Origin of the sequence: Sphaerisporangium krabiense, assembly GCF_014200435.1 — a bacterium.
In the GTDB taxonomy this organism is placed as follows: domain Bacteria; phylum Actinomycetota; class Actinomycetes; order Streptosporangiales; family Streptosporangiaceae; genus Sphaerisporangium; species Sphaerisporangium krabiense.
Window position 1 is genome coordinate 1,915,881 of record NZ_JACHBR010000001.1, and the last position, 19,583, is coordinate 1,935,463.

Below are 19,583 nucleotides of genomic sequence, written 5' to 3' on the forward strand. Positions count from 1 at the left end.
AGGGCGTCACCCGCAGCGGTAGAGGATGGGCTGTGCGGAGAAGGGGCCGGGCGCGGGGTTCGCCGGGGCGGCGGCGCCGCCGTACTCGGCGGGGGGCACGGGGGTGCAGTTCCGGCCGATCCATTGGGTCCGTCCGGTCGAAGCGCCCATGCGTGGTGGCCAGGCGTCACCGGCGGAGAGGGCGAGCACGTAGCGCAGTTCGCCCGAGCGCAGCCATCGATCCAGGTGGGCGAGGGACGGCGCGGGGTCGCCGCCCATGAAGCCGCCCATGCCGATCACGGTCTCGCGGGTGTTCATGATGTACGGCGCGGCCATGATCGCCCCGCCTTCGATGGCGAGCTTGATCCGCGCCCCGCCCGAATGGCGCACGGCGTAGTCCAGGACGCGGCGCTGCTCAGGACCCAGCTCGCCGCCACCGAAAGGACCGGGAAGACCGCCCCGCCGGGCCACGGGCCCGTTGGGCGTGGCAGGGCTCGGCGGATCGGGCGGCGGCGTGCGGCCGGGCGCGGGGGTCTGGACGGGGCCTGATGGATCGGAAGGCGGCGGGAAGCCGGGCATGAAGGCCTGGGCCGGGCCCGCGGCCGGGATCACGGCGCTGACGGGCGGGCCGAAGGCGGTCGCGACCGACCACACCGCGGGGGCGGCCAGCATCGGGACCAGCGCCGCCGTGAGCACGACCCGCCGGTCGCGGGCGGCGAGGAGGACGGCGATGCCGGCGACGGCCGCGGCCGGGATGGCGATCCGCAGCCATCCGTGCCAGCCCGGCTCGCGGGACAGCAGCACCCAGGCCCAGGCGGTGGTCAGCGCGACCGCGCCCGGGAGCACGAGCCGTCGCGTCAGGCCGCCGCCTCGGCGCCGTTCCGTACGGCCGCCGCTACGGCCCCCTTCTGTCAGGCCGCTGGTTCGATGCCGTTCCGCCGGACCCCCGCTTCGGTGCCATCGTGCCGCCGCCGCGACTCCCGCGCCGGTCAGGGCCGCGATCGGCGGAACCAGCATGATGGTGTAATACGGGTGGAAGATCCCCTGGGCGAGGCTGAAGACCAGGCCGTTCGTCAGCAGCCAGCCGCCCCAGAGGATCCACCCGGCCCGCCGGGCGCGCCTGCCCTGCTCTGTCGCACCGGCTTCCCGGACGCCCGCGCCGGCTTCCCGTACGCTGCTCCGCTCCGCGACACCGGCCGCCTGGACGGTGAGCTCCGCCGCCGCGTCGGCCGGGTGTTCCCTGGTCCCCTCCGCCGCGCCGCTTCCCGGGATGGGCTCCGGCGTTCGCCGCGACCGGGACCGTATCGCGGCCACCAGAGCGCCGCCGAGGACGGCCAGGGCGAGAGGGAGCAGCCAGGTCGCCTGGCCGCCGACCGCAGGGCCGAACATGCGCGTGATCCCCGGCGGGTCCCCGAACCCCGCCGCGCCTCCTGGCCCCGGGAAGGGGAACCGGCCCCCGGGCCCGTCGCCCGGCCTGTCCGGTCCCCCGAGCCCTCCAGGGCCACCGGAACCACCGAGATCGCCGGGACCGCCGGTGGGCCAGGCCGGTGGCCGGCCGCCGGGGGGTGAACCCTGCGGGACGCCTCCTGACGGCGGAGCCTGGGGGAAGCCGCCCCGTGGGGGACCCTGGGGGAAACCTCCGGAGCCGCCGAGGACGCGGCCGAGGCCGTTGTAGCCGATCACCAGGTCGCGGGCGGTGCCGTCCGCGCTGCCGCCGATGTACGGGCGCTCGCCGGGCCACAGGTCGGCGGCGGCGACCCACCACAGCGAGCCGGCCGCCAGGACGACGGCGGCCATGGCGAGGTCCAGGGGCCACCGCCGGGGCCGGGTCGCCACCAGGTAGGCGAGCAGGAAGGCGGGCAGGCCGACCCAGGCGGCCAGCATCTTGGTGATGAACCCGCAGCCGATGAGCAAGGCGGCGAGCAGCAGCCAGCCGGTGGCGGCGCGCCGGGACGTCATCGGCGCGACGGACCTGGTGAGCGCGTAGGCGGCGGCGACCATGAGCAGGACGAGCAGGGTGTCGGGAAGGTTGTCCCTGTTGATGACGACGGTGACCGGTGTGAGGGCCAGGACGAGGCTCGCGACGAGGGCGGCGGTCTCCCCGGCCCACCTGCGTACGGTCCGGTGGAGCAGGACCACCGTGGCGACGCCCTCGACCGCCTGCGGGAGCAGCAGCGCCCAGCCGTGGTAGCCGAAGATCCACGTCGAGATCACCTGCGGCCACAGCGCCATGGGGGGCTTGTCGACGGTGACGACCCCGGCGGGGTCGAACGAGCCGAACAGGAAGTTCGTGAAGCTCTCCGACATGGATCTGACGGCGGCGCTGTAGTACGCGTTGCCCCAGCCCCACGGCGCCCAGGCGTACAGCACGGCGGCGAGCAGGCAGACCGCCGCCAGGGCGACGGCGGGTGCGCGCGGACGGTCGCGGGCGGCCGGCTCGCCGGTGGGGATGGCGGGGGATTGGACGGTCACCATTGGAGGATCCTTACTTTCCGGCCGGATGGAGCATCCAGCGGCGCAGCACCAGGAAGCGGCCCACGGTGCCCAGGGCGCAGGCGCCGACCAGGACCGCGAGCTCCAGCCCGGAAGGAGGGTCCGGGACCACGGCGTGCAGTGTCAGCAGGGCGCCCGAGGTGAGGGCGTAGTACAGACCGAAGGCGGCCATGGCGAGCACGTGGATGCGCAGCGGCGAGCGCGGCGCCCGACCGTTCGGGGCGGGGAACGTGAGACGCCGGTTGGCCTCGGTGTTGAGCACCGTCGCGATCGACAGCGCGATCAGGTTCGCGGGGAGCACGGGCACCGCGAGCCGCAGCGCCGCGTACAGGCCGAGGTGGGCGACCGTGGACAGGGCGCCGACCACCGCGAACGAGGCGACATGCCAGCGCAGCGCGCCGTCCGCCGCCAGCACGGCGTCGGGATGCGCCGGCCGCAGCGCCGGCCTGCGGGGCAGGCCGGGGACCCGCGCGCGTCCCGTGACCTTGGCCCGGGCCACCCTGACCAGGCCGCGCAGATCGTCGAGCACGGTGCGGACCAGGTGGACCCGGCTGTCCACGTCCTCCACCCAGTCCACGGGGACCTCGTGGACGCGCAGGCCGTTGTACGCGGCCAGGAGCAGCAGCTCGGTGTCGAAGAACCAGGCGTCGTCCTCGACCCGCGCCAGGAGCGGCCGGATCACGTCGGTCCGCGCGGCCTTGAACCCGCACTGCGCGTCGCTGAACCGCACGCCGTGCGTGAGCCGGATCAGCGCGTTGTAGCAACGGGAGATCAGTTCCCTGCGCGGCCCGCGGACGACCCGCGCCCCGGGGGCCAGGCGCGAGCCCACGGAGATGTCGGAATGGCCGTTGACCAGCGGCACCACGAGGGGTAGCAGCGCGTCGAGCCCGGTGGACAGGTCCACGTCCATGTACACCACGACGTCGGCCGCGCTGCGCGTCCAGGCGGTGCGCAGGGCCAGGCCCCGGCCCTTGCGCGGGAGGCTCAGCAGCCGCACGCCGGGCAGCCGCGCGGCGAGGCCGGCGGCGATGTCCGGCGTCCCGTCGGTGCTCGCGTTGTCGACGATGGTGATGCTCCAGGCGAAGGGGAAGGCCCGGGCCAGGTGGTCGCGGAGCACGTCCACGCAGCCGGCGAGCGCCCGCTCCTCGTTGTGGACGGGGACCACGATCTCCACCGTCGCGGTCCGGCCCGGAGGCGCGGACGAGCCGGAGCCCCAGGCCGCCTGGCCCGCACTCGGATGATTCGTCACGGTGTCCGGTATGACGGGGGAATGTGAGAGCCCGCTGGGAGCGCACGGCGGCGGCCCCCGTGCCGTCACACCGGCACGGGCGTGACCTGCGTGTTCGCCTTCATACGCCGCATACCCTGACAAAAAGGTATGCCGTTCCCTTCTTGTGAACAGTCAGGGAATACCCGTACAACGGCGGCCATGACCACGGACGAACGCGCACGGGTCCTGGTGGTGGACGACGAGCCGAACATCCGGGAACTGCTCTCCACCGCGCTGCGGATGAGCGGGTTCACCGTGTTCCTGGCCGCGGGCGGCGGCCAGGCCCTCGCGCGGGCCGAGCGGGACCGGCCCGACATCGTGCTCCTCGACGTGATGCTGCCCGACCTCAACGGCTTCACCGTGGCCCGCAGGCTCCGCCACCGGGACGGCAACCTGCCGGTGCTGTTCCTCACCGCCCGCGACGCCCACGCCGACCGCATCGCCGGTCTGACGGCGGGCGGCGACGACTACGTCACCAAGCCCTTCGACCTGGACGAGGTCGTGCTGCGGCTGCGCGCCGTCCTGCGGCGCAGCCGCCCGCGGCCCGCGCCGAGCGTGCTGCGCTGCGCCGACCTGGAGGTGGACGCCGAGACCCGCGCCGTACGCCGCGGCGACCGCGCGATCCACCTGTCGCCGACCGAGTTCAACCTGCTCCGGTACCTGCTGGCCAACACCGGGCGCGTGGTCGGCAAGACACAGATCCTCGACCAGGTGTGGGGCGACGACTTCGGCGGCGACGCGAGGATCGTGGAGTCGTACATGAGCTACCTGCGCCGGAAGATCGACGCCACGGCGCCGCCGCTGCTCCACACCCTGCGCGGCGTCGGCTACTGCCTCCGCCCCCCGATCGACCAGCAGGAACGGGAGACGCGCTGACCCGAAGGCCGGGCGCGCCGGCGGCCTCCGGGTCAGGCAAGGACACATGTCTCCACGCCTCTCGGCTCACCTCCCGCTGATCGCCTTGTCGGCCGCGAGTGCTTCCGTCCTGGTCTTCAGCGTGGCCCGCAGGGCGGCGGCCTCGGCGTCGGCCTTGGCCGCGTCCGCGCGGTCGTTGAGCTTGTACGAGCGCACCAGGCCGTCGAGCAGCTTCGCCGCCGTGCCGCCGGCCAGGATCCGCTGGTAAAGGTCGCGGTACTGCTCCTGGTAGAGCGCCTTGAAGGCGGGCGTCTTGAGGAACCTCTCCTTGAGCGCATGGCCCATACGCGGACCACCGGCCCCACCGGGACCGGCGGCCCCGCCCGGACCGCCTTGGCCGCTTGGGCCGCCGGGCGGCATGGCCTGCTGCCCGGGTCCCTGGGGCCGTCCCTGGGGCTGCGCTCCCTGCTGCTGTGCTCCCTGGGGCCGTTGAGGCCCGCCCCGGCCGAAGGCCATGCCGATCGTGTCGTTCACGCCGGCCTTGGCGTCGCCGTTGAACGCGAAGTTGAGGTCCCAGGTGACGACCGTGAACTTCTTGCTGCCCAGGTCGTACCACAAGTAGTAGTTGCGCCCCGGCCCGCTCATGTCGTCGAAGTTGATGAGAAGGTTCTGCAGGGCGAGGTAGCGGGCGAACGACCGCACCTCCACGCGGTCGGCGAGTCCCGCGGCGAACTCCGCGTCGGAGGACTTCTCCACCCACCGGACCAGGTCGATGACGGGTTGCAGGTCCCTCCCGCCGATCTTGTTGACCTGCTTGAAATCGGTGGTGTACGAGGTCTGGTCCTCCCCCTTGTAGGTGAAGGTGCTGCTGGCCAGCGACTTGTACAGGACGCCGTCGCCGAGCTCCTCGGCGTAGCCCTCGTCGAGGTACTCCACCAGCAGGCGCGGCGCCGAGGCGCGGCCGTTGACCGTGAAGGAGCCGTAGGCGGCCCGTTGCGTGGGCTCGCCGGCCGCCCCGACGACCGCGATGGCGAGGGCCTCGTTCAGCAGGGTGGTGGACCCCATGGCCGCCGGCCGCACCGCGAGCTGGGTGCGGCCCTGGTAGCGCCGGCCCTCGACGAACTCGTCGAAGCTGATCAGCCAGGGCAGCTTCTCCGGCTCCTCGGCCTTCATCGCGGCACCGGGCATCCCGCCGGGGGGCCGTCCACCGGCTCCCTCCTGCCGGCCCTGCCCCTGTCCTGGCGGCTGGGGCATCCCCGCGGGCGGCCGGAACCCTCCGGGAGGACCTCCGCCGGGGAACGCGCCGGACGACCGGGTCTTGCCCTTCCAGGTCAGGCCCATCAGGGTGGAGTTGCCCTTGAGCCGGACGCCGACGCCGCGCACGGTGGTGCCGTCGATCGTCAGGTCGGCTTCGAGGTACTTCTTGTCACCGTCCTTGAAGTACTCGGTGAGCATGTCCTGGTACGCCTCGTCCCGGAAGGTGATCTTCACGTCGTGCGGGACCGAGGCGTCGAACAGGTCCTTGGTCCCGGTCAGGTCCTGGGTGACGACGCGGGCCGAGGTGGATCCGGTGGTGATGACGTACGGACGGATCATGTCGCCGCCGAAGACGCCCACGCAGACGGCGAGGAACGCCGCGCAGGCCGCGACGAGCCTCCAGTTCTGCCGGAGCCGGACCGGGATCCGCTGCCTGAAGCGCGCCATGGCCGCCTACAGGTCCGTCTGGTCGTATCCGGTGAGGACGGTGACCGCCTGCCCGTGGTTGCGCTCGCCCAGGGCGCTGATCACGTCGGCCGGCTCCTTCCCCTTCTTGATCTTGACGGTGTACATCAGCTCGATCAGCGCGCCCCCTCGGATGGACTCCATGCTGACCAGCTCGAACTCGTCGGTGTGCCGGACGAGCACGTCCTGGATCGCCTCGGTGTAGTCGCCGTCCGGCGGGACCTGCACCTTGACCACCTGGCGCCGCACGTTCAGGGCGAACCAGTCGAACCTGTGCATGACCAGGATGATCAGCGAGATGGCCACCGCGGCCACGACCGCGAGCACGTAGAAGCGGGTGCCGACGGCCATGCCGACGCCCATGACCAGGAAGATGAAGCCGACGTCGCGCGTCTCCTTGATGGCGTTGCGGAAGCGGACCACCGACAGGGCGCCGACCAGGGCGAAGGCGCGGGCGATGTTCGAGCCGACCACCAGCATGATCAGCGCGATGAGCATGCCGAGGATGACGAGCGTCTGCACGTACGACTGGCTGTAGGACACGTTGCGGTGCGTGGCCCGGTAGACCCAGCCGATCACCACGCTGAGGACGAAGGACAGCGACATGGCGATGGCGATGTCCGCCACGCTGAAGGTGCCGGAAAGGTCCTGGAAGGAGAAGTCCATAAGGGTCAGACCTCCGAAGGGACGATCGGCCGCACGGGCGGGTGGCCGCTGACGTCATGGTCGTCGTGGTTCTCGGGCGCCTCATGGGGGTCGAGGTCGCCGCCGGGGACGTGGAAGACGGAGCGCGGGGCCAGCCCGTAGGCCTCGACGCTCTGGCAGTACTTGGACACGCGCATCACTTCGAGCTCGCGCGCGGCGGTCAGGTCGGTGAGCCAGTACGGGACGCGCTCGTTGGCCTTCACCTCGATGATCGTCTTGCCCGGCGGGACGATGAACCGGTTCTCGACGTCGGCGCCCAGGTGGAAGTCCCTGTCGCGGCCCCGTACGCGCCGGTCGAAGGTGACCCGCAGCCCGAGGTCGGCGTCCGTGCCCATGAAAGCGTGGCGCTGGTACCCGGTCATGGTCGTGGCCCGTAGATCGAGCCGGCAGACCAGGTCCAGGACCTCTTCGAGGAAGGCCCGCTGCGCCGGGTCGTGATCCACCATCACGCGCTCGTCGCACAGGCGCAGCGCGTCGCGGTACGGCAGGCGCACCCGGCGCTTCTGCGTGACGCGGTTGACGCGCTGCTTGATCTCCACGAAGACGGGCGTGCCGGCGTCCACCACGGAGCGGTCGCCGTAGTGCCGGACGCGCAGCTTCCTGCGGAACTTCAGACCTTCGATCTTCTCCCAGTAGAACCGCAGGTTCCGGGTGTCGTAGTAGACGCTCCAGACGCCGTACCCGCGGTCGCCGCTGTGGCCGTCGCGCACGAGCCGCCCCTCGATGTCGCGCATGAGCTCCGTGGCCCTGGCGTTGTCGGCGACGTACTTGATCTCGAAGCGGTTGAAGGCGTGCAGCGTGCTGGGCGCCCGCAGCCGGTGCCCCGCGTCGCCGTTCGCCTCGGCCGACGACGGCCGTTCGGCACCGTCCTGACCTGCGCGGATTTCCCTCTTACGGAATCTGAGCATGTCCCTCCTCCCGCGTCAGGGCATATCCGACAGGAGAAAGCTGGGAACAATGTGTGAACGAAAACGAACAGAAGATGAACGACAAATCGCTCAGTCGAGACAAAACGGGCGCGCGAGCGGGAGCAAAACGAGGAAAGCCGTGCCCTTGCCGGGAGCGCTCACGACCTCGATCCGGCCGCCGTGCGCCTGGACGAGCGCCGCGGCGATGGCCAGCCCCAGGCCCGTGCCCCCGTGGCCGCGGGAACGGCCGGGATCGGCCCGGTAGAAGCGGTCGAACACCTGCGGGAGGTGCCCGGCCTCGATGCCCTGCCCGTCGTCGCGCACCTCGATCAGCGCCGCCTCGGCGCCGGGATCGGGCCCCGTGCCGATATGGACGACGTCCGCCCCGGGGATCCCGGCCGCGGCACGCCTGCCCACCTCGACCCGCACCGGCGTCCCCGCGGCCGTGTGCCGCAGGGCGTTGCCGACCAGGTTGGCGATGACCTGGTGCAGCCGGTGCTCGTCGCCGAGCACGCACACCGGCTCCGCGGACACGACGAGGTGCACCGACCGATCCCGGTCCGTGGCCCGGGCGGCGTGCACGACGTCGCCCGCCAGCACGCGCAGGTCGACCTCGCTCCGCTCCAGGGTGGGCTCCTGGTCGAGGCGGGCGAGCAGCAGCATGTCCTCCACCAGCACGCCCATGCGCTCGGCCTCGCTCTCGATGCGCCTGAGCATGCGCTCGGCGGCCGGGTCCCGCGCGGCCTGGCCGTGCCGGTAGAGCTGGGCGAAGCCGCGGATGGACGTCAACGGCGTGCGCAGTTCGTGCGAGGCGTCGGCGACGAACCGCCGCAGCCGCCGCTCGGAACGCTCGCGCTCGCGCAGCGCGCGGGCCAGGCGCTCCAGCATCGTGTTCAGCGCCCGGCCGAGCCGCCCGGTCTCGGTCCGCGGATCGTCGTCCTCGACGCGGCGGTCGATGGCGCCGCCGGCGATCACGCAGGCCGTGGCCTCCATCCGGGTCAGCGGGCGCAGGCCGACCCGTACCAGCACCAGGGCGACGCCGCCCAGCAGCACCAGGACCAGCAGGCCCGCGGCCACCTCGATGACCAGCATCTGCCGTACGGTCTCCCGGTTGGACTCCAGCGACATCGACACCGCGGCGCGCCCGCCCTCCGGCAGGGCCACCACCCGCACCCGCCACTCCGGGGCGTTCTCGCCCCTGCCCGGAAGGGTCACCGGCCCGGCCGGCGGCACGGCGATCATCCGGGCGGGCACGACCGGCCCGTCGCCCACCTCGGCGGGCATCTCCCGCAGTAACGCCCCGGTGGGACCGTAGAGGGAGAGCCTGAACTGCGTCGGCAACTCCGGGTCCCGCCCCTCGGCGGGAGGCGGCGGCGGTGGCGGGGGGTGGTCCATGGTCGCCGCGATCTCGGTGAGCTGGACGTCCACCCGCGACAGCAACGACCGGTCCAGCAGCAGCACACCCGCCACGGCGAAGGCCGCCAGGCCCGCCGCGCACAAGCCGACCAGGGCCATCAGCAGACGGTGCCGGAGCGGCCAGGCGCGCCGCGCCGTGAGCCTCACGGGCCGGCCTGCAACCGGTAGCCCACCCCGCGCAGGGTGTGGATGAGCGGGGGCCCGCTGCCGTCGATCTTGCGGCGCAGGTAGCTGATGTAGGACTCCACGATCCTGCTGTCGCCGTCGAAGTCGTAGTCCCACACCCGGTCGAGGATCTGCGTCCTGCTCACCACCTGCCCGGCGTTGATCATCAGATAGCGCAGCAGGCTGAACTCCGTCGGCGACAGATGGATCAGCCGGCCCGCCCGCCGCACCGTATGGGCCTCCTCGTCCAGTTCGAGGTCCGCGCAGCGCAGCACGCCGTCGCCCGCCTGCTCCCCGGGCGGGCGGATCCTGCGCAGGATCGCCCGGATCCGCAGGAGCACCTCGTCCAGGCTGAACGGCTTGGTGACGTAGTCGTCCCCACCCGCCGTCAGCCCGGCTATCCGGTCGGCCACCGCGTCCTTGGCGGTCAGGAAGAGCATCAACGGCCCGTCGTCCCCGCGCAGCCGCCGGGCGACCGTGAACCCGTCGAGGTCGGGCAGCATCACGTCGAGCACCACGAGATCGGGCCGCTCGCGCGCCACGGCCTCCAGCGCCAGCGTGCCGTTCGCCGCCGTCCGCACCTCGAAGCCGTTGAGTTCCAGCGCCTCGGACAGCAGATCGCGGATGCTCGGCTCGTCGTCGACGACCAGCACCTTCGCGGGCCCCATCCGGTACATGGGCCCTTTCTACGGGGGTTAGATGAAAATCCGCTGAGTGTCCCGCCGGATCCCGAGCCGCTCACCTCGCCGGACGCGGAGTTATCCACAGTTTCCACAGAGTCGTACACAGGTTCGAATGGACACCCGGCGTCTCACCCATCGGACGCGCCGGATGGTGCCGGAATCGGGCAGGCCACCCGAGAAAGCCCAGGTAGACGGGTCGCCGGGACGAGGCGGCCGGGTGAAAACCGGGTGAAACTTCACGGCATTTGCCGCAATGTTAGGTGAGGCCGACGAGTTTTGTCGGTGGCGTCGGTCAGTCTGTGCATGTGACCACGACCGCTTGTGAGACCGAGGGCTGCGACGCCAGCCATGACCACGTTATGTCCGACGATCTTGATCGAGGTACCGTGCCAAGCCCCAAGCTCGACGCGCCTGCCAGATCCGCGCCCGCCGCCTCCGGTCGCACTCCCCCGGTGATCCGGCTGCTGGTGCTCGCCACATTCGTGGTCATCCTCAATGAGACCATCATGATCAACGCGATCCCGCCGTTGATGACCGCGCTGCACATCACCGAGCAGACCGCGCAGTGGCTTTCGACCGCCTTCATGCTGACCATGGCCGCGGTCATTCCGATCACCGGGTGGTTCCTGCAGCGGGTCTCCACCCGCCAGGCGTACACCGTCGCGATGGGGTTGTTCCTGCTCGGCACGGCGTTGGCCGCCATCGCGCCGACGTTCACGGTGCTGCTGGGCGCCCGGATCATCCAGGCGTCCGGGACGGCCGTGATGATGCCGCTGTTGATGACCACGCTGATGCAGGTCGTGCCCGAGTCGGACCGTGGCCGGGTGATGGGCAACGTCACGCTGGCGATCTCGGTGGCGCCGGCGATGGGCCCGGCGATCTCCGGGGTGATCCTGCAGTTCGGGTCCTGGCGCCTGCTGTTCGCCGTGGTGCTCCCCATCGCCGCCGTGATCACCTGGAGCGGCCTGCGGCAGCTCAAGAACGTCGGCGAGCCGCGGTCCAGCACGATCGACTGGTTCAGCGTGGTGACCGCCGCGGCCGGCTTCGGCGGCCTCATCTACGGGCTCAGCCGTTTCGAGAGCGGTGACGTCCGCGTGGCGGGCGGCATCGCGGGGGCCGGCCTGCTCCTCGTCGCGATCTTCGTCCTCCGCCAGCTGTCGTTGCAGAAGCGCGACGCGCCGCTGATGGACCTGCGCGCCTTCCGCCACCGCACCTACACGGTCGCGCTGATCATGATGGCGGTCGCCTTCATGGCGATGCTCGGCTCGATGATCCTGCTGCCGCTGTACCTGCAGAACATCCGCGGGCTCAGCGCCCTGCAGACCGGGCTGCTCGTGATGCCGGGCGGTCTCGCGATGGGCCTGCTCGGCCCGGTCGTCGGCCGCCTCTTCGACCGGTTCGGCGGCCGGGTCCTGGTCGTCCCCGGCTCGATCGGCATCACGCTCGCGCTCATCGGCTTCACCCAGGTGACGTTGACCATGCCGTACTGGCAGCTCCTCGGTCTGCACGCGCTGCTGATGGTGAGCCTGGCCGCGACGTTCACCCCGGTGTTCACCCTCGGTCTCGGAGCGCTCCCCCCGCGGCTCTACTCGCACGGCAGCTCGATCCTGAGCACGCTGCAGCAGGTCGCCGCGGCCTTCGGCACCGCGCTCGCCATCACGGTCATGAGCGCGCGGGCCGACGCGCTGAAGTCCGCCGGGGTCGGCGAGACGCTCGCCAACCTGCACGGCATGCGGCTGGCCTTCATCATCGGCGCGGCGCTGTCCGCGGCCGTGGTCATCACCGCCCTCCTCCTCCCCGCCCGGGCGCAGAAGTCCGACGAACACGCGGAAAGCGTGCCGATTCATTAGGTGTGACGGCGGCGACCCGGACACCGCCCGCCCGCCCGCCTGGCGGCGCGGCGGGCGCCTACGGCTGGAGCTCCTCCGTCCACGGGCGGAGCTTCTCCGGGTTGCGTACCGCCCAGATGTGCTTGACGCGGTCGCCCACGACGTCGAACGCCATCACCCCCGTGACGACGCCGTCATGCTGGACCACCAGCCCGGGCCTGCCGTTGACCGTGCGCTCCAGGAACGTCAGGCCGGACGCCCTGCCGACGAGGTCGACGGCGTAGCGCGCGATCCGCTCGCCGCCCTCGATCGGGTCGAGCACGGCGCTGACCCGGCCGCCGCCGTCGCCGACGAGCGTGGCGCCGGGGTCGAGCAGGCCGATGAGGGCGTCGATGTCCTTGGCCTCCCATGCCTGCTTGAAGTCCCTGACGACGCCGGCGTGCCGGGCCGCCGGAGCCGCGGACGCCCGCGAGGCGCGGACGCGGCGGCGGGCCGAGGACGCGAGCTGGCGGCATGCCGCCGGCGTACGGCCGACGATCTCCGCCACCTCGGCGAACGAGTGGCAGAAGACGTCGTGCAGGATGAACGCGACCCGCTCGGCCGGGGTCATCGATTCGAGCACGACGAGGAAGGCCATGTTGACCGACTCGTCGAGCGTGACGCGGTCGGCGGGATCGGCCGGGTCGGCCGCGGTGGCGCGTGACGACCCGTTGACCCACTCGGTGCGGTCGGGCAGCGGCTCGGGGATCCATTCGCCCACATAGCGCTCCCGCCGCACCCGCGCCGAGGCGAGCAGGTCCAGGCAGATGCGGCCGGCGACCTTCGTCAGCCAGGCGCCGGGCACTCGCACGGCCTCCTGCCGCCGCGGGGACATGGCGTACCAGCGGGCGTAGGTCTCCTGGACGACGTCCTCGGCGTCCGCCAGCGACCCGAGGAGCCGGTACGCGAGGTCGGTCAGGTGACGCCGCTCGCTCATGATCGCGGTCAGGCCCGGATCGAGCCGGCCGCGTCCTGGCTCTGCTGGGATGGTCATGGTGTCGCCGGCCCCCTCGGTCTCGTCCGCTCTCTCATCACTTCCGACGAGACGATCTCCCGAATTGTGAGGCCGGCGCCGCACCTCACATTCCCGGCCGCTGTGTCGTCGGACTACTGAGGCACCGACCTGAGGCACCGGCCTGACCGGCGGGACGCCTCGGACCACGCTCAGATACCTAAGGGAGATTTCGCCATGTCCACTTCTTCCACGACGACCACGCGGGACGACGTCCGGTCTCGGCTGCCCGACCCGCTCCAGTTCTTCCCCGAGATCGCGACGATGGCCGGCACCATGAGCAAGGCCGTCGGCAACGGTTCGATCCCGCGGAGCACCGTCCAGCTCGTGCAGTACCGGGCGGGGCAGATCGTCGGCAGCTCCTACCACACGGTCCGGCAGGTCGCCGACCTGCGCGAGTCCGGGGAGGCGGAGGAGCGCATCAGCGCCGTGGTGTCCTGGCGGGACGCCCCCTACTTCACCGACGCCGAGCGGGTCGCGCTCGAACTCGTGGAGGCCGTCCTCACCCACAACCCGTCCGGGGCCCGCGTCCCCGACGAGCTGTACGCCAGGGTGTCCGCCCACTACGACGACAAGGCGCTCTGGACGCTCGTCCTGGCCATCAGCCAGATGTTCTTCTTCATCCCCGTCGCCCTCATCGCCAGGCCGATCCCGGGCAAGCCCTTCGGCGAGAACTACAACAAGTAACCCCCGGGGACCCAGGGTGAGGCCGCACGACCGCGCCTCACCCTGGGCACGGCCGGGCCGGACGGGGGCGCCGGCCCGGCGCCGGCCGGGCAAGGGTCGGCACGCTCACCGGGCCGCGCGCGTCGAACACGCGCTCGACCTGCGCCTTTGCTCGGTGCGGTGGTCAGGGCCCGAGTAGGAAACATCCCGGTAACGGAGCTCACGAACCTCTTGACCTGCTCGTGCACGCTTCTTATTGTTCCCTCTACATTCTATAGAATCCAGAATATGGAGGAACCGGATGAGCGCAGCGGCGCGGGCAGCGGTCGTCGTGGACGCCGCGGGTGCGGTGGAGATCCGGTCCTATGACGTGCCCGAGCCCGGCCCCGGGGAGTTCGTGCTGAAGCTGGAGCTGTGCGGGGTCTGCGGCACCGACGCGCACATCTACCAGGGGCGTCTGGCCTCCATCACCTTTCCCGCGCTGCTCGGACACGAGATCGTCGGCACGCTGGCCGCGCTCGGCGAGGGAGTCACCGCCGACCACGCGGGGCACCCGGTGGCCGTCGGCGACCGCGTCGGCGTCTTCCCCGCGCTGAGCTGCGGACGCTGCTACCAGTGCCAGGTGCGCCGCAGGCCCGGGAACTGCCCGCAGCGGCGCCCCTCCTACGGCTTCGCCTCGCCGGTGACCGACCCGCCGCACCTCACCGGCGGCTTCGCCGAGTACCTCTACGCCGCCAAGGCGGGCACCGTGTTCTACCGCACCGGCCTGCCCGCCGAGGTCGCCGTCCTGCAGGAGCCGATGTCGGTGGCGCTGCACGGCATCGAGCGCGGCGCGGTGGGCGTCGGCTCGACGGTGATCGTGCAGGGCGTGGGCGCGATCGGCCTGATGGCCGTGGTCGCGGCCCGCGCCGCGGGCGCGCACCGGATCGTCGCCGTCGGCGCCCCCGACGCGCGGCTGGAGCTGGCGGCGGCCCTCGGCGCCGACGCCACCGTGAGCATCCAGGAGCTGACCGACGTGGCCGGACGGCGCCGCGCCGTCTTCGACGCCCTCGGCGCGCCCGGGGCCGACTGCGTGATCGGCGCCAGCGGCTCCCCGCACGCCTTCATGGAGGCCATCGACCTGGTCGCCGACGGAGGCGTGCTCGCCGAGCTCGGCAACTTCACCGATCGGGGGACGGTGCCCTTCAACCCCTTCAGCGACCTGCTGAAGCGTGACATCACCATCGCCGGCGTGTACGGCGCGGGTCCCGACATGCTGCGCCGCTACCACCACGCGCTGCGGATCCTGGAGCGCGGCGGCTGGCCCTACGACCGTGTGGTCAGCCACCGGGTGCCCCTGGAGCGGGTGCGCGAGGGCCTCACCGCCCTCGGATCCGGCTCCCCCCTCGACGGCCGGGACATCGTCAAGCTCGCGATCGATCCCACCGCCTGACCCGCAATCCCCGAGGACGACACACCCCGAGACCCGGGGTCCCTGCGAAACCCCCCACGACCAACCCCTGAGATATCACCCCCCTTGAGAGGAGAACCTGCCATGCGCCGATTCCTCCGGCTTGGCGCGGTCGCCGCCGCGTTCGGCCTGACGCTGGCGGGCTGCGGCTCGTCGGCCACCGAGGCCCCCGCGGACGGCGGCGGCCTGGGCACGGCCGAGAAGCCCGTGTCGATCAGAGTCATCGCCAACGACGCCTTCGCCAAGCAGTGGCAAGACCAACTGGTCCCCGAGTTCAGCAAGAAATACCCGAACATCAAGGTCACCGTGGACGGCGTGCCGTACAACGACCAGCTCGCCAAGTCGATGCTGGAGCTGACCAGCCCGACGGCGACCTACGACGTGATCCTCGGTGACGACCCGTGGTTCCCGCAGCTGGCCAAGACCGGCGGCCTGGTGGACCTCAAGACCGACCTGTCGAAGTTCACCGACGCGAACTACGACTGGGGCGACTTCAACCCGTCGCCGCTGGCCGCCGGGGAGTGGCAGGGCCACCAGTACGGCGTGCCGGTCCGCTCCAACCTGCTGCTGATGTTCTACAACCGGTCGCTGTACAAGAAGGCCAAGGTCGCCGAGCCGTCCAAGGAGACGACCTGGGAGCAGTACTTCGCCGACGCCCCCAAGCTGGTGCAGGACACCGACGGCGACGGCAAGAAGGACGCGTGGGCGGTGGGCACCTACTTCACCAAGGACCCGCTGACGCCGACGATCTGGCAGACCGTGCTCAACTCCAACGGCGGCAAGCTGCTCGACGACAAGCTCAAGGTGAGCTTCGACGACGAGAACGGGGTCAAGGCGCTGCAGACGCACGTGGACCTGCTGAAGTACGCGCCGCCCGGGGCGAGCACCTACCAGTTCAACGAGCCGCTGGAGGCGTTCCGCCAGGGCAAGGTCGCCACGATGTTCATGTGGGGCAGCGTCTACAAGGGCACCGCGATCGACAAGGCGACGACCACCCTGTCGGAGGACCAGGTCGGCATCACCACGCTGCCCGCGGGCAGTGCGGGTCCCGGCGCGCACCGCGGCATCTGGTCGGCGGGCATCGCCAAGAAGTCGGCCCACCAGGCCGCCGCGTGGACGTTCCTGCAGTGGGTGACCTCCAAGGAGGGCGAGCAGTGGGTCGGCGCCAACCTCGGCACCTTCCCTGCGCGTAACTCCACGCTGCAGGGCACGCCGCCCGCTCCCTGGCTGAAGCCGGTCTACACCGCCATCACCGACGGCTACGCGGCCATCGCCCAGGGCCAGATGTGGCGGCCCAGGCTCCCCGAGTCGGACGCGGTGCAGCAGATCCTCGCGCTGCAGACCAGCCGGGCGATGTCCGGGCAGGCCACGGCCAAGGACGCGATCCATCAGGCGGCCGTCGACATCGCGGCCCTGCTGAAGTCCAAGGGCTACGCGCAGTGAGTGCGCTCCGCACCCGATCACCCCGGGCGGGGGCGGCCTCCGCCCCCGCCCGGGGGGCCGGTGGTTCCCCGCGCCCACGCCGCATCCGGCTGGGCGAGCCCGGGACGGCGTGGATCTTCATGGGTCCGGCGCTGGTGCTGCTGGCGGGCATGCTGCTCTACCCGATCATCTACACCGTCTGGGTGAGCCTGTCCGACTTCGACCTGGCCACCTTCCAGCCCAGCGGCTGGGTCGGGCTGCGGAACTACCAGGCCGTGCTGGCCGATCCCGGCTTCCTGCAGTCGCTCAAGGTGACCGGCGTCTACCTGGTGATCGCCCTGCCGCTGCAGATGGTCCTCGGCTTCGCGCTGGCCTTCCTGCTCAACGTGGAGTGGCGCGGACGCGGGCTGCTGCGGGCGCTGTTCCTCATCCCGATGGTGGTCGCGCCCGTCGTCGCGGGCGGCGTGTGGCGCATGCTGCTCGACCCGCTGTGGGGCGTGGTCAACTACGCGCTCGGCCTGGTCGGGGTGGGGCCGGTCGAGTGGATCGGCGACCCCACGCTCGCCATGGTCAGCCTCATCCTCATCGACACCTGGCGCTGGACGCCGTTCGTGGTGCTGATCGCCTCGGCGGGCATCCTGGCGCTGCCCACCGACGTCTACGAGGCGGCCCGCGCCGACGGCGCGGGCCGGTGGCGGATCCTGCGGCACATCACGATCCCGCTGCTGGTGCCCGTGGTCGCCGCGGCGTTCGTCGTCCGCTGGCTGGGCGCGGTCAAGATGTTCGACATCGCGCTGGCCGCGACCAAGGGCGGCCCCGGGCAGGCGACCGACGTGGTCAACCTCTATATCTACGAGAAGGGCTTCCGCGGCCTGGAGTTCGGCTCGGCGTCCTCGATGGCGACCGTCGTCCTGCTGATCACCATGATCATCACCTATTTCCTGTTCCGCCTCACCCGTCGTCTGGAGAACCGATGGTGAGCACCGGCCGCCTTGGCCGCGCCGCGGCGATCGGCGGCGCGATCCTGGCCACTCTCGTCTTCCTCTTCCCCGTGCTCTACATGCTGAGCATCTCGTTCAAGGTGCCGCGCGACATCTTCACGGTGCCGCCGCGCTGGTTCAGCGAACTGACCCTGGACAACTACACCAGCTACTTCAACCAGGCGCGGATCCTGCCGCGCATGCTGAACACCGTGATCGTGGCGGCCGGTTCGGCGATCATCTCGATGGTCGCGGGCGCGATGGCCGGGTACGCGCTGTCCCGGATGCGGATGCGCGGGGCGGGCGTCGTCGCCGGGCTCATCCTGGCCTCCCGGGCGGTGCCGCCGATCGCGCTGGTCGTCCCCATGTTCCTGGTGGCGCGCAGGCTCGGCCTGACCGACCAGTACATCACCGTGATCCTCGCCTACGTGACGTTCCTGGTGCCGTACGTGGTGTGGCTGATGCGCGCGTTCTTCCGGAGCCTGCCGCCCGAGCTGGAGGAGGCCGCCATGATCGACGGCTGCAACCGGTTCGGCGCGTTCTTCCGGATCATCGTGCCGTGCAGCCTGCCCGGCCTGGTGTCCACGTTGATCTACTGCATCATCCTGGCGTGGGAGGAGCTGCTGTTCGCGCTGATCCTCACCAACGACAAGGCCGTCACGATCCCGGTGGCCATCGCCGGCATCGCGGCCGACACCGAGCACGGCGGGCTGTGGGGCCCGCTGGCGGCGGTCGGCGTGCTGACCGTCCTGCCCGTGGTGATCTTCGCGCTCGCCGTGCAGAAATACCTCGTCAAGGGCCTCGCGGACGGAGCGACCAAGGGATGAGAATCCGAGATGTCCGGGCACGCCTCATCGAGCTGCCCTACCCCCGCCCGTTCGTCCCCTCGTGGGCTCCGGAGGGCGCCCACCGCTCCATGTCCGCCGTGATCGTCGAGGTCGAGACCGACGAGGGCGTCGTCGGCGTGGCCGGCGGCGACATGGGGCACTCGACCGGGCCGCTGCTGCTGGAGACCATCCGCGGGTGGATCAGGCCGAGGCTCGTGGGGATGGACCTGTTCGCCACCGGGCACATCGCCAACCACCTGCGCTACGTGGCCGAGTACGTCTTCCCCCGCCCGTGGGTGGTCGGCGTCGCGGTGTGGGACGCGGTCGGCAAGGCGTGCGGGCGTCCGCTGTACCAGTTGTGGGGCGGGCACTCGCGGAAGGTCCGCGCCTACGCCAGCTTCGGCGAGGTCCGCTCCCCCGGCCAGCGGGTCGAGGACGCGCTGCGCGTGGTCTCCGAGGGGTTCACCGGCCTGAAGCTGCGCGTGCACGCCGACACGGTCGCCGAGGACGTCGCCCAGGTGGCGGCGGTCCGCGAGGCCGTCGGCCCGGACGTCGCCATCATGGTGGACGCCAACCAGGCCGCGGCGCGCTGGCGCTACCGTCCCGACGGCACCCGCGTGCTGTGGGACTTCGACCGGGCGCTGACCACCGCCAAGGAGTTCGCCGGCCTCGGCGTGGCCTGGCTGGAGGAGCCGCTTCCCCGCCACGACTACCGCGCGCTGCGCGAGCTGACCGCGGCCTCGCCGGTCCCGATCGCGGGGGGCGAGCACAACCGGGGCATCGGCCAGCTCGTGCGGATGCTGGAGGACGACTGCTTCAGCATCTACCAGCCGGACGCCAACGAGAGCGAGGACATCTCGGCGCTGCGCGACTTCGGCGCCATGGCCGCGGCCAGGCATCGCAGGGTCATCCCGCACGCCTGGGCCACCGGGCTCGGGGTGGCGGGCAACCTGCAACTCTGCGCCGCGCTGCCCAACTGCGACTGGCTGGAGTACCCCTACGACCCGCCGGTGATCGTCCCCGAGGCCTTCCACGTCATGCTGGCCGAGCCGCTTCTTCCTGATTCCTCTGGGCTTGTCGCTGTTCCCGACCTCCCCGGTCTGGGTGTAGAGCTGGACCGCGCGGCGATCGAGCCGCTGACCGTCCAACAGGTCTGAAGGGT

Annotated in this window: 16 protein-coding genes; 8 read left to right on the forward strand and 8 right to left on the reverse strand. The window is 71.5% G+C overall.

The features are described 5' to 3' along the window. Positions 1-6 precede the first annotated feature (6 nt). On the reverse strand, positions 7-2,454 hold the full coding sequence (locus BJ981_RS37440) for an ArnT family glycosyltransferase (RefSeq protein WP_204070516.1): 2,448 nt from the start codon (positions 2,452-2,454) through the stop codon (positions 7-9). A 10-nt stretch (positions 2,455-2,464) separates the two neighbouring features. Continuing rightward, on the reverse strand, positions 2,465-3,721 hold the full coding sequence (locus BJ981_RS08335; protein ID WP_204070517.1) for a bifunctional glycosyltransferase family 2/GtrA family protein: 1,257 nt from the start codon (positions 3,719-3,721) through the stop codon (positions 2,465-2,467). Between the two features lie 180 nt (positions 3,722-3,901). Between BJ981_RS08335 and BJ981_RS08340 the strand changes: the two genes are divergently transcribed. Further along, entirely contained in the window at positions 3,902-4,618 is a 717-nt protein-coding gene (locus tag BJ981_RS08340; protein ID WP_184609566.1) for a response regulator transcription factor, read from the forward strand. 66 nt (positions 4,619-4,684) lie between these two features. Here BJ981_RS08340 and BJ981_RS08345 read toward each other — a convergent pair whose 3' ends face one another. From BJ981_RS08345 to BJ981_RS08365, 5 genes are all read right to left on the reverse strand, one after another. Then, the gene (locus BJ981_RS08345) at positions 4,685-6,301 is read right to left on the reverse strand and encodes a CotH kinase family protein (RefSeq protein ID WP_184609573.1); all 1,617 of its coding nucleotides are present in this window, start codon (positions 6,299-6,301) and stop codon (positions 4,685-4,687) included. A 6-nt stretch (positions 6,302-6,307) separates the two neighbouring features. Continuing rightward, positions 6,308-6,985: a DUF4956 domain-containing protein gene (locus BJ981_RS08350; protein ID WP_184609574.1), complete on the reverse strand. Its 678-nt coding sequence runs from the start codon at positions 6,983-6,985 to the stop codon at positions 6,308-6,310. A gap of 5 nt (positions 6,986-6,990) precedes the next feature. After that, positions 6,991-7,932 carry a polyphosphate polymerase domain-containing protein gene (locus tag BJ981_RS08355; RefSeq protein ID WP_184609576.1) on the reverse strand — a complete coding sequence of 314 codons (942 nt, stop codon included), beginning with the start codon at positions 7,930-7,932 and terminating at the stop codon, positions 6,991-6,993. Between the two features lie 90 nt (positions 7,933-8,022). Continuing rightward, on the reverse strand, positions 8,023-9,495 hold the full coding sequence (locus BJ981_RS08360) for a HAMP domain-containing sensor histidine kinase (protein WP_204070518.1): 1,473 nt from the start codon (positions 9,493-9,495) through the stop codon (positions 8,023-8,025). Further along, positions 9,492-10,181: a response regulator transcription factor gene (locus BJ981_RS08365; RefSeq protein ID WP_311745343.1), complete on the reverse strand. Its 690-nt coding sequence runs from the start codon at positions 10,179-10,181 to the stop codon at positions 9,492-9,494. Before BJ981_RS08365 ends, BJ981_RS08360 begins: the two co-directional genes overlap by 4 nt. 401 nt (positions 10,182-10,582) lie before the next feature. On the opposite strand from BJ981_RS08365, the gene BJ981_RS08370 reads away from it, so the two are divergent. Then, positions 10,583-12,046, forward strand: coding sequence for an MDR family MFS transporter (locus BJ981_RS08370; RefSeq protein WP_239139536.1), 1,464 nt, complete (start codon positions 10,583-10,585; stop codon positions 12,044-12,046). A 58-nt stretch (positions 12,047-12,104) separates the two neighbouring features. On the opposite strand, the gene sigJ is transcribed toward BJ981_RS08370, so the two are convergent. After that, positions 12,105-13,058, reverse strand: a complete 954-nt coding sequence (gene sigJ, locus BJ981_RS08375; protein ID WP_184609583.1) for an RNA polymerase sigma factor SigJ — start codon at positions 13,056-13,058, stop codon at positions 12,105-12,107. Positions 13,059-13,253: 195 nt separating this feature from the next. On the opposite strand from sigJ, the gene BJ981_RS08380 reads away from it, so the two are divergent. The 6 genes from BJ981_RS08380 to BJ981_RS08405 all read left to right on the forward strand — a co-directional run bounded on the left by BJ981_RS08380 (position 13,254) and on the right by BJ981_RS08405 (position 19,578). After that, positions 13,254-13,763, forward strand: a complete 510-nt coding sequence (locus BJ981_RS08380; protein WP_184609585.1) for a carboxymuconolactone decarboxylase family protein — start codon at positions 13,254-13,256, stop codon at positions 13,761-13,763. A gap of 280 nt (positions 13,764-14,043) precedes the next feature. Beyond that, the gene (locus BJ981_RS08385) at positions 14,044-15,174 is read left to right on the forward strand and encodes a zinc-dependent alcohol dehydrogenase (protein ID WP_184609587.1); all 1,131 of its coding nucleotides are present in this window, start codon (positions 14,044-14,046) and stop codon (positions 15,172-15,174) included. 102 nt (positions 15,175-15,276) lie between these two features. After that, positions 15,277-16,635, forward strand: coding sequence for an ABC transporter substrate-binding protein (locus BJ981_RS08390; protein ID WP_184609589.1), 1,359 nt, complete (start codon positions 15,277-15,279; stop codon positions 16,633-16,635). 119 nt (positions 16,636-16,754) lie between these two features. After that, positions 16,755-17,594, forward strand: coding sequence for a carbohydrate ABC transporter permease (locus tag BJ981_RS08395; protein WP_184609591.1), 840 nt, complete (start codon positions 16,755-16,757; stop codon positions 17,592-17,594). Further along, positions 17,588-18,421: a carbohydrate ABC transporter permease gene (locus BJ981_RS08400; protein WP_184609593.1), complete on the forward strand. Its 834-nt coding sequence runs from the start codon at positions 17,588-17,590 to the stop codon at positions 18,419-18,421. The genes BJ981_RS08395 and BJ981_RS08400 overlap by 7 nt, the downstream gene beginning before the upstream one ends. Further along, positions 18,418-19,578: a mandelate racemase/muconate lactonizing enzyme family protein gene (locus BJ981_RS08405; protein ID WP_184609594.1), complete on the forward strand. Its 1,161-nt coding sequence runs from the start codon at positions 18,418-18,420 to the stop codon at positions 19,576-19,578. Before BJ981_RS08400 ends, BJ981_RS08405 begins: the two co-directional genes overlap by 4 nt. Positions 19,579-19,583 lie beyond the last annotated feature (5 nt).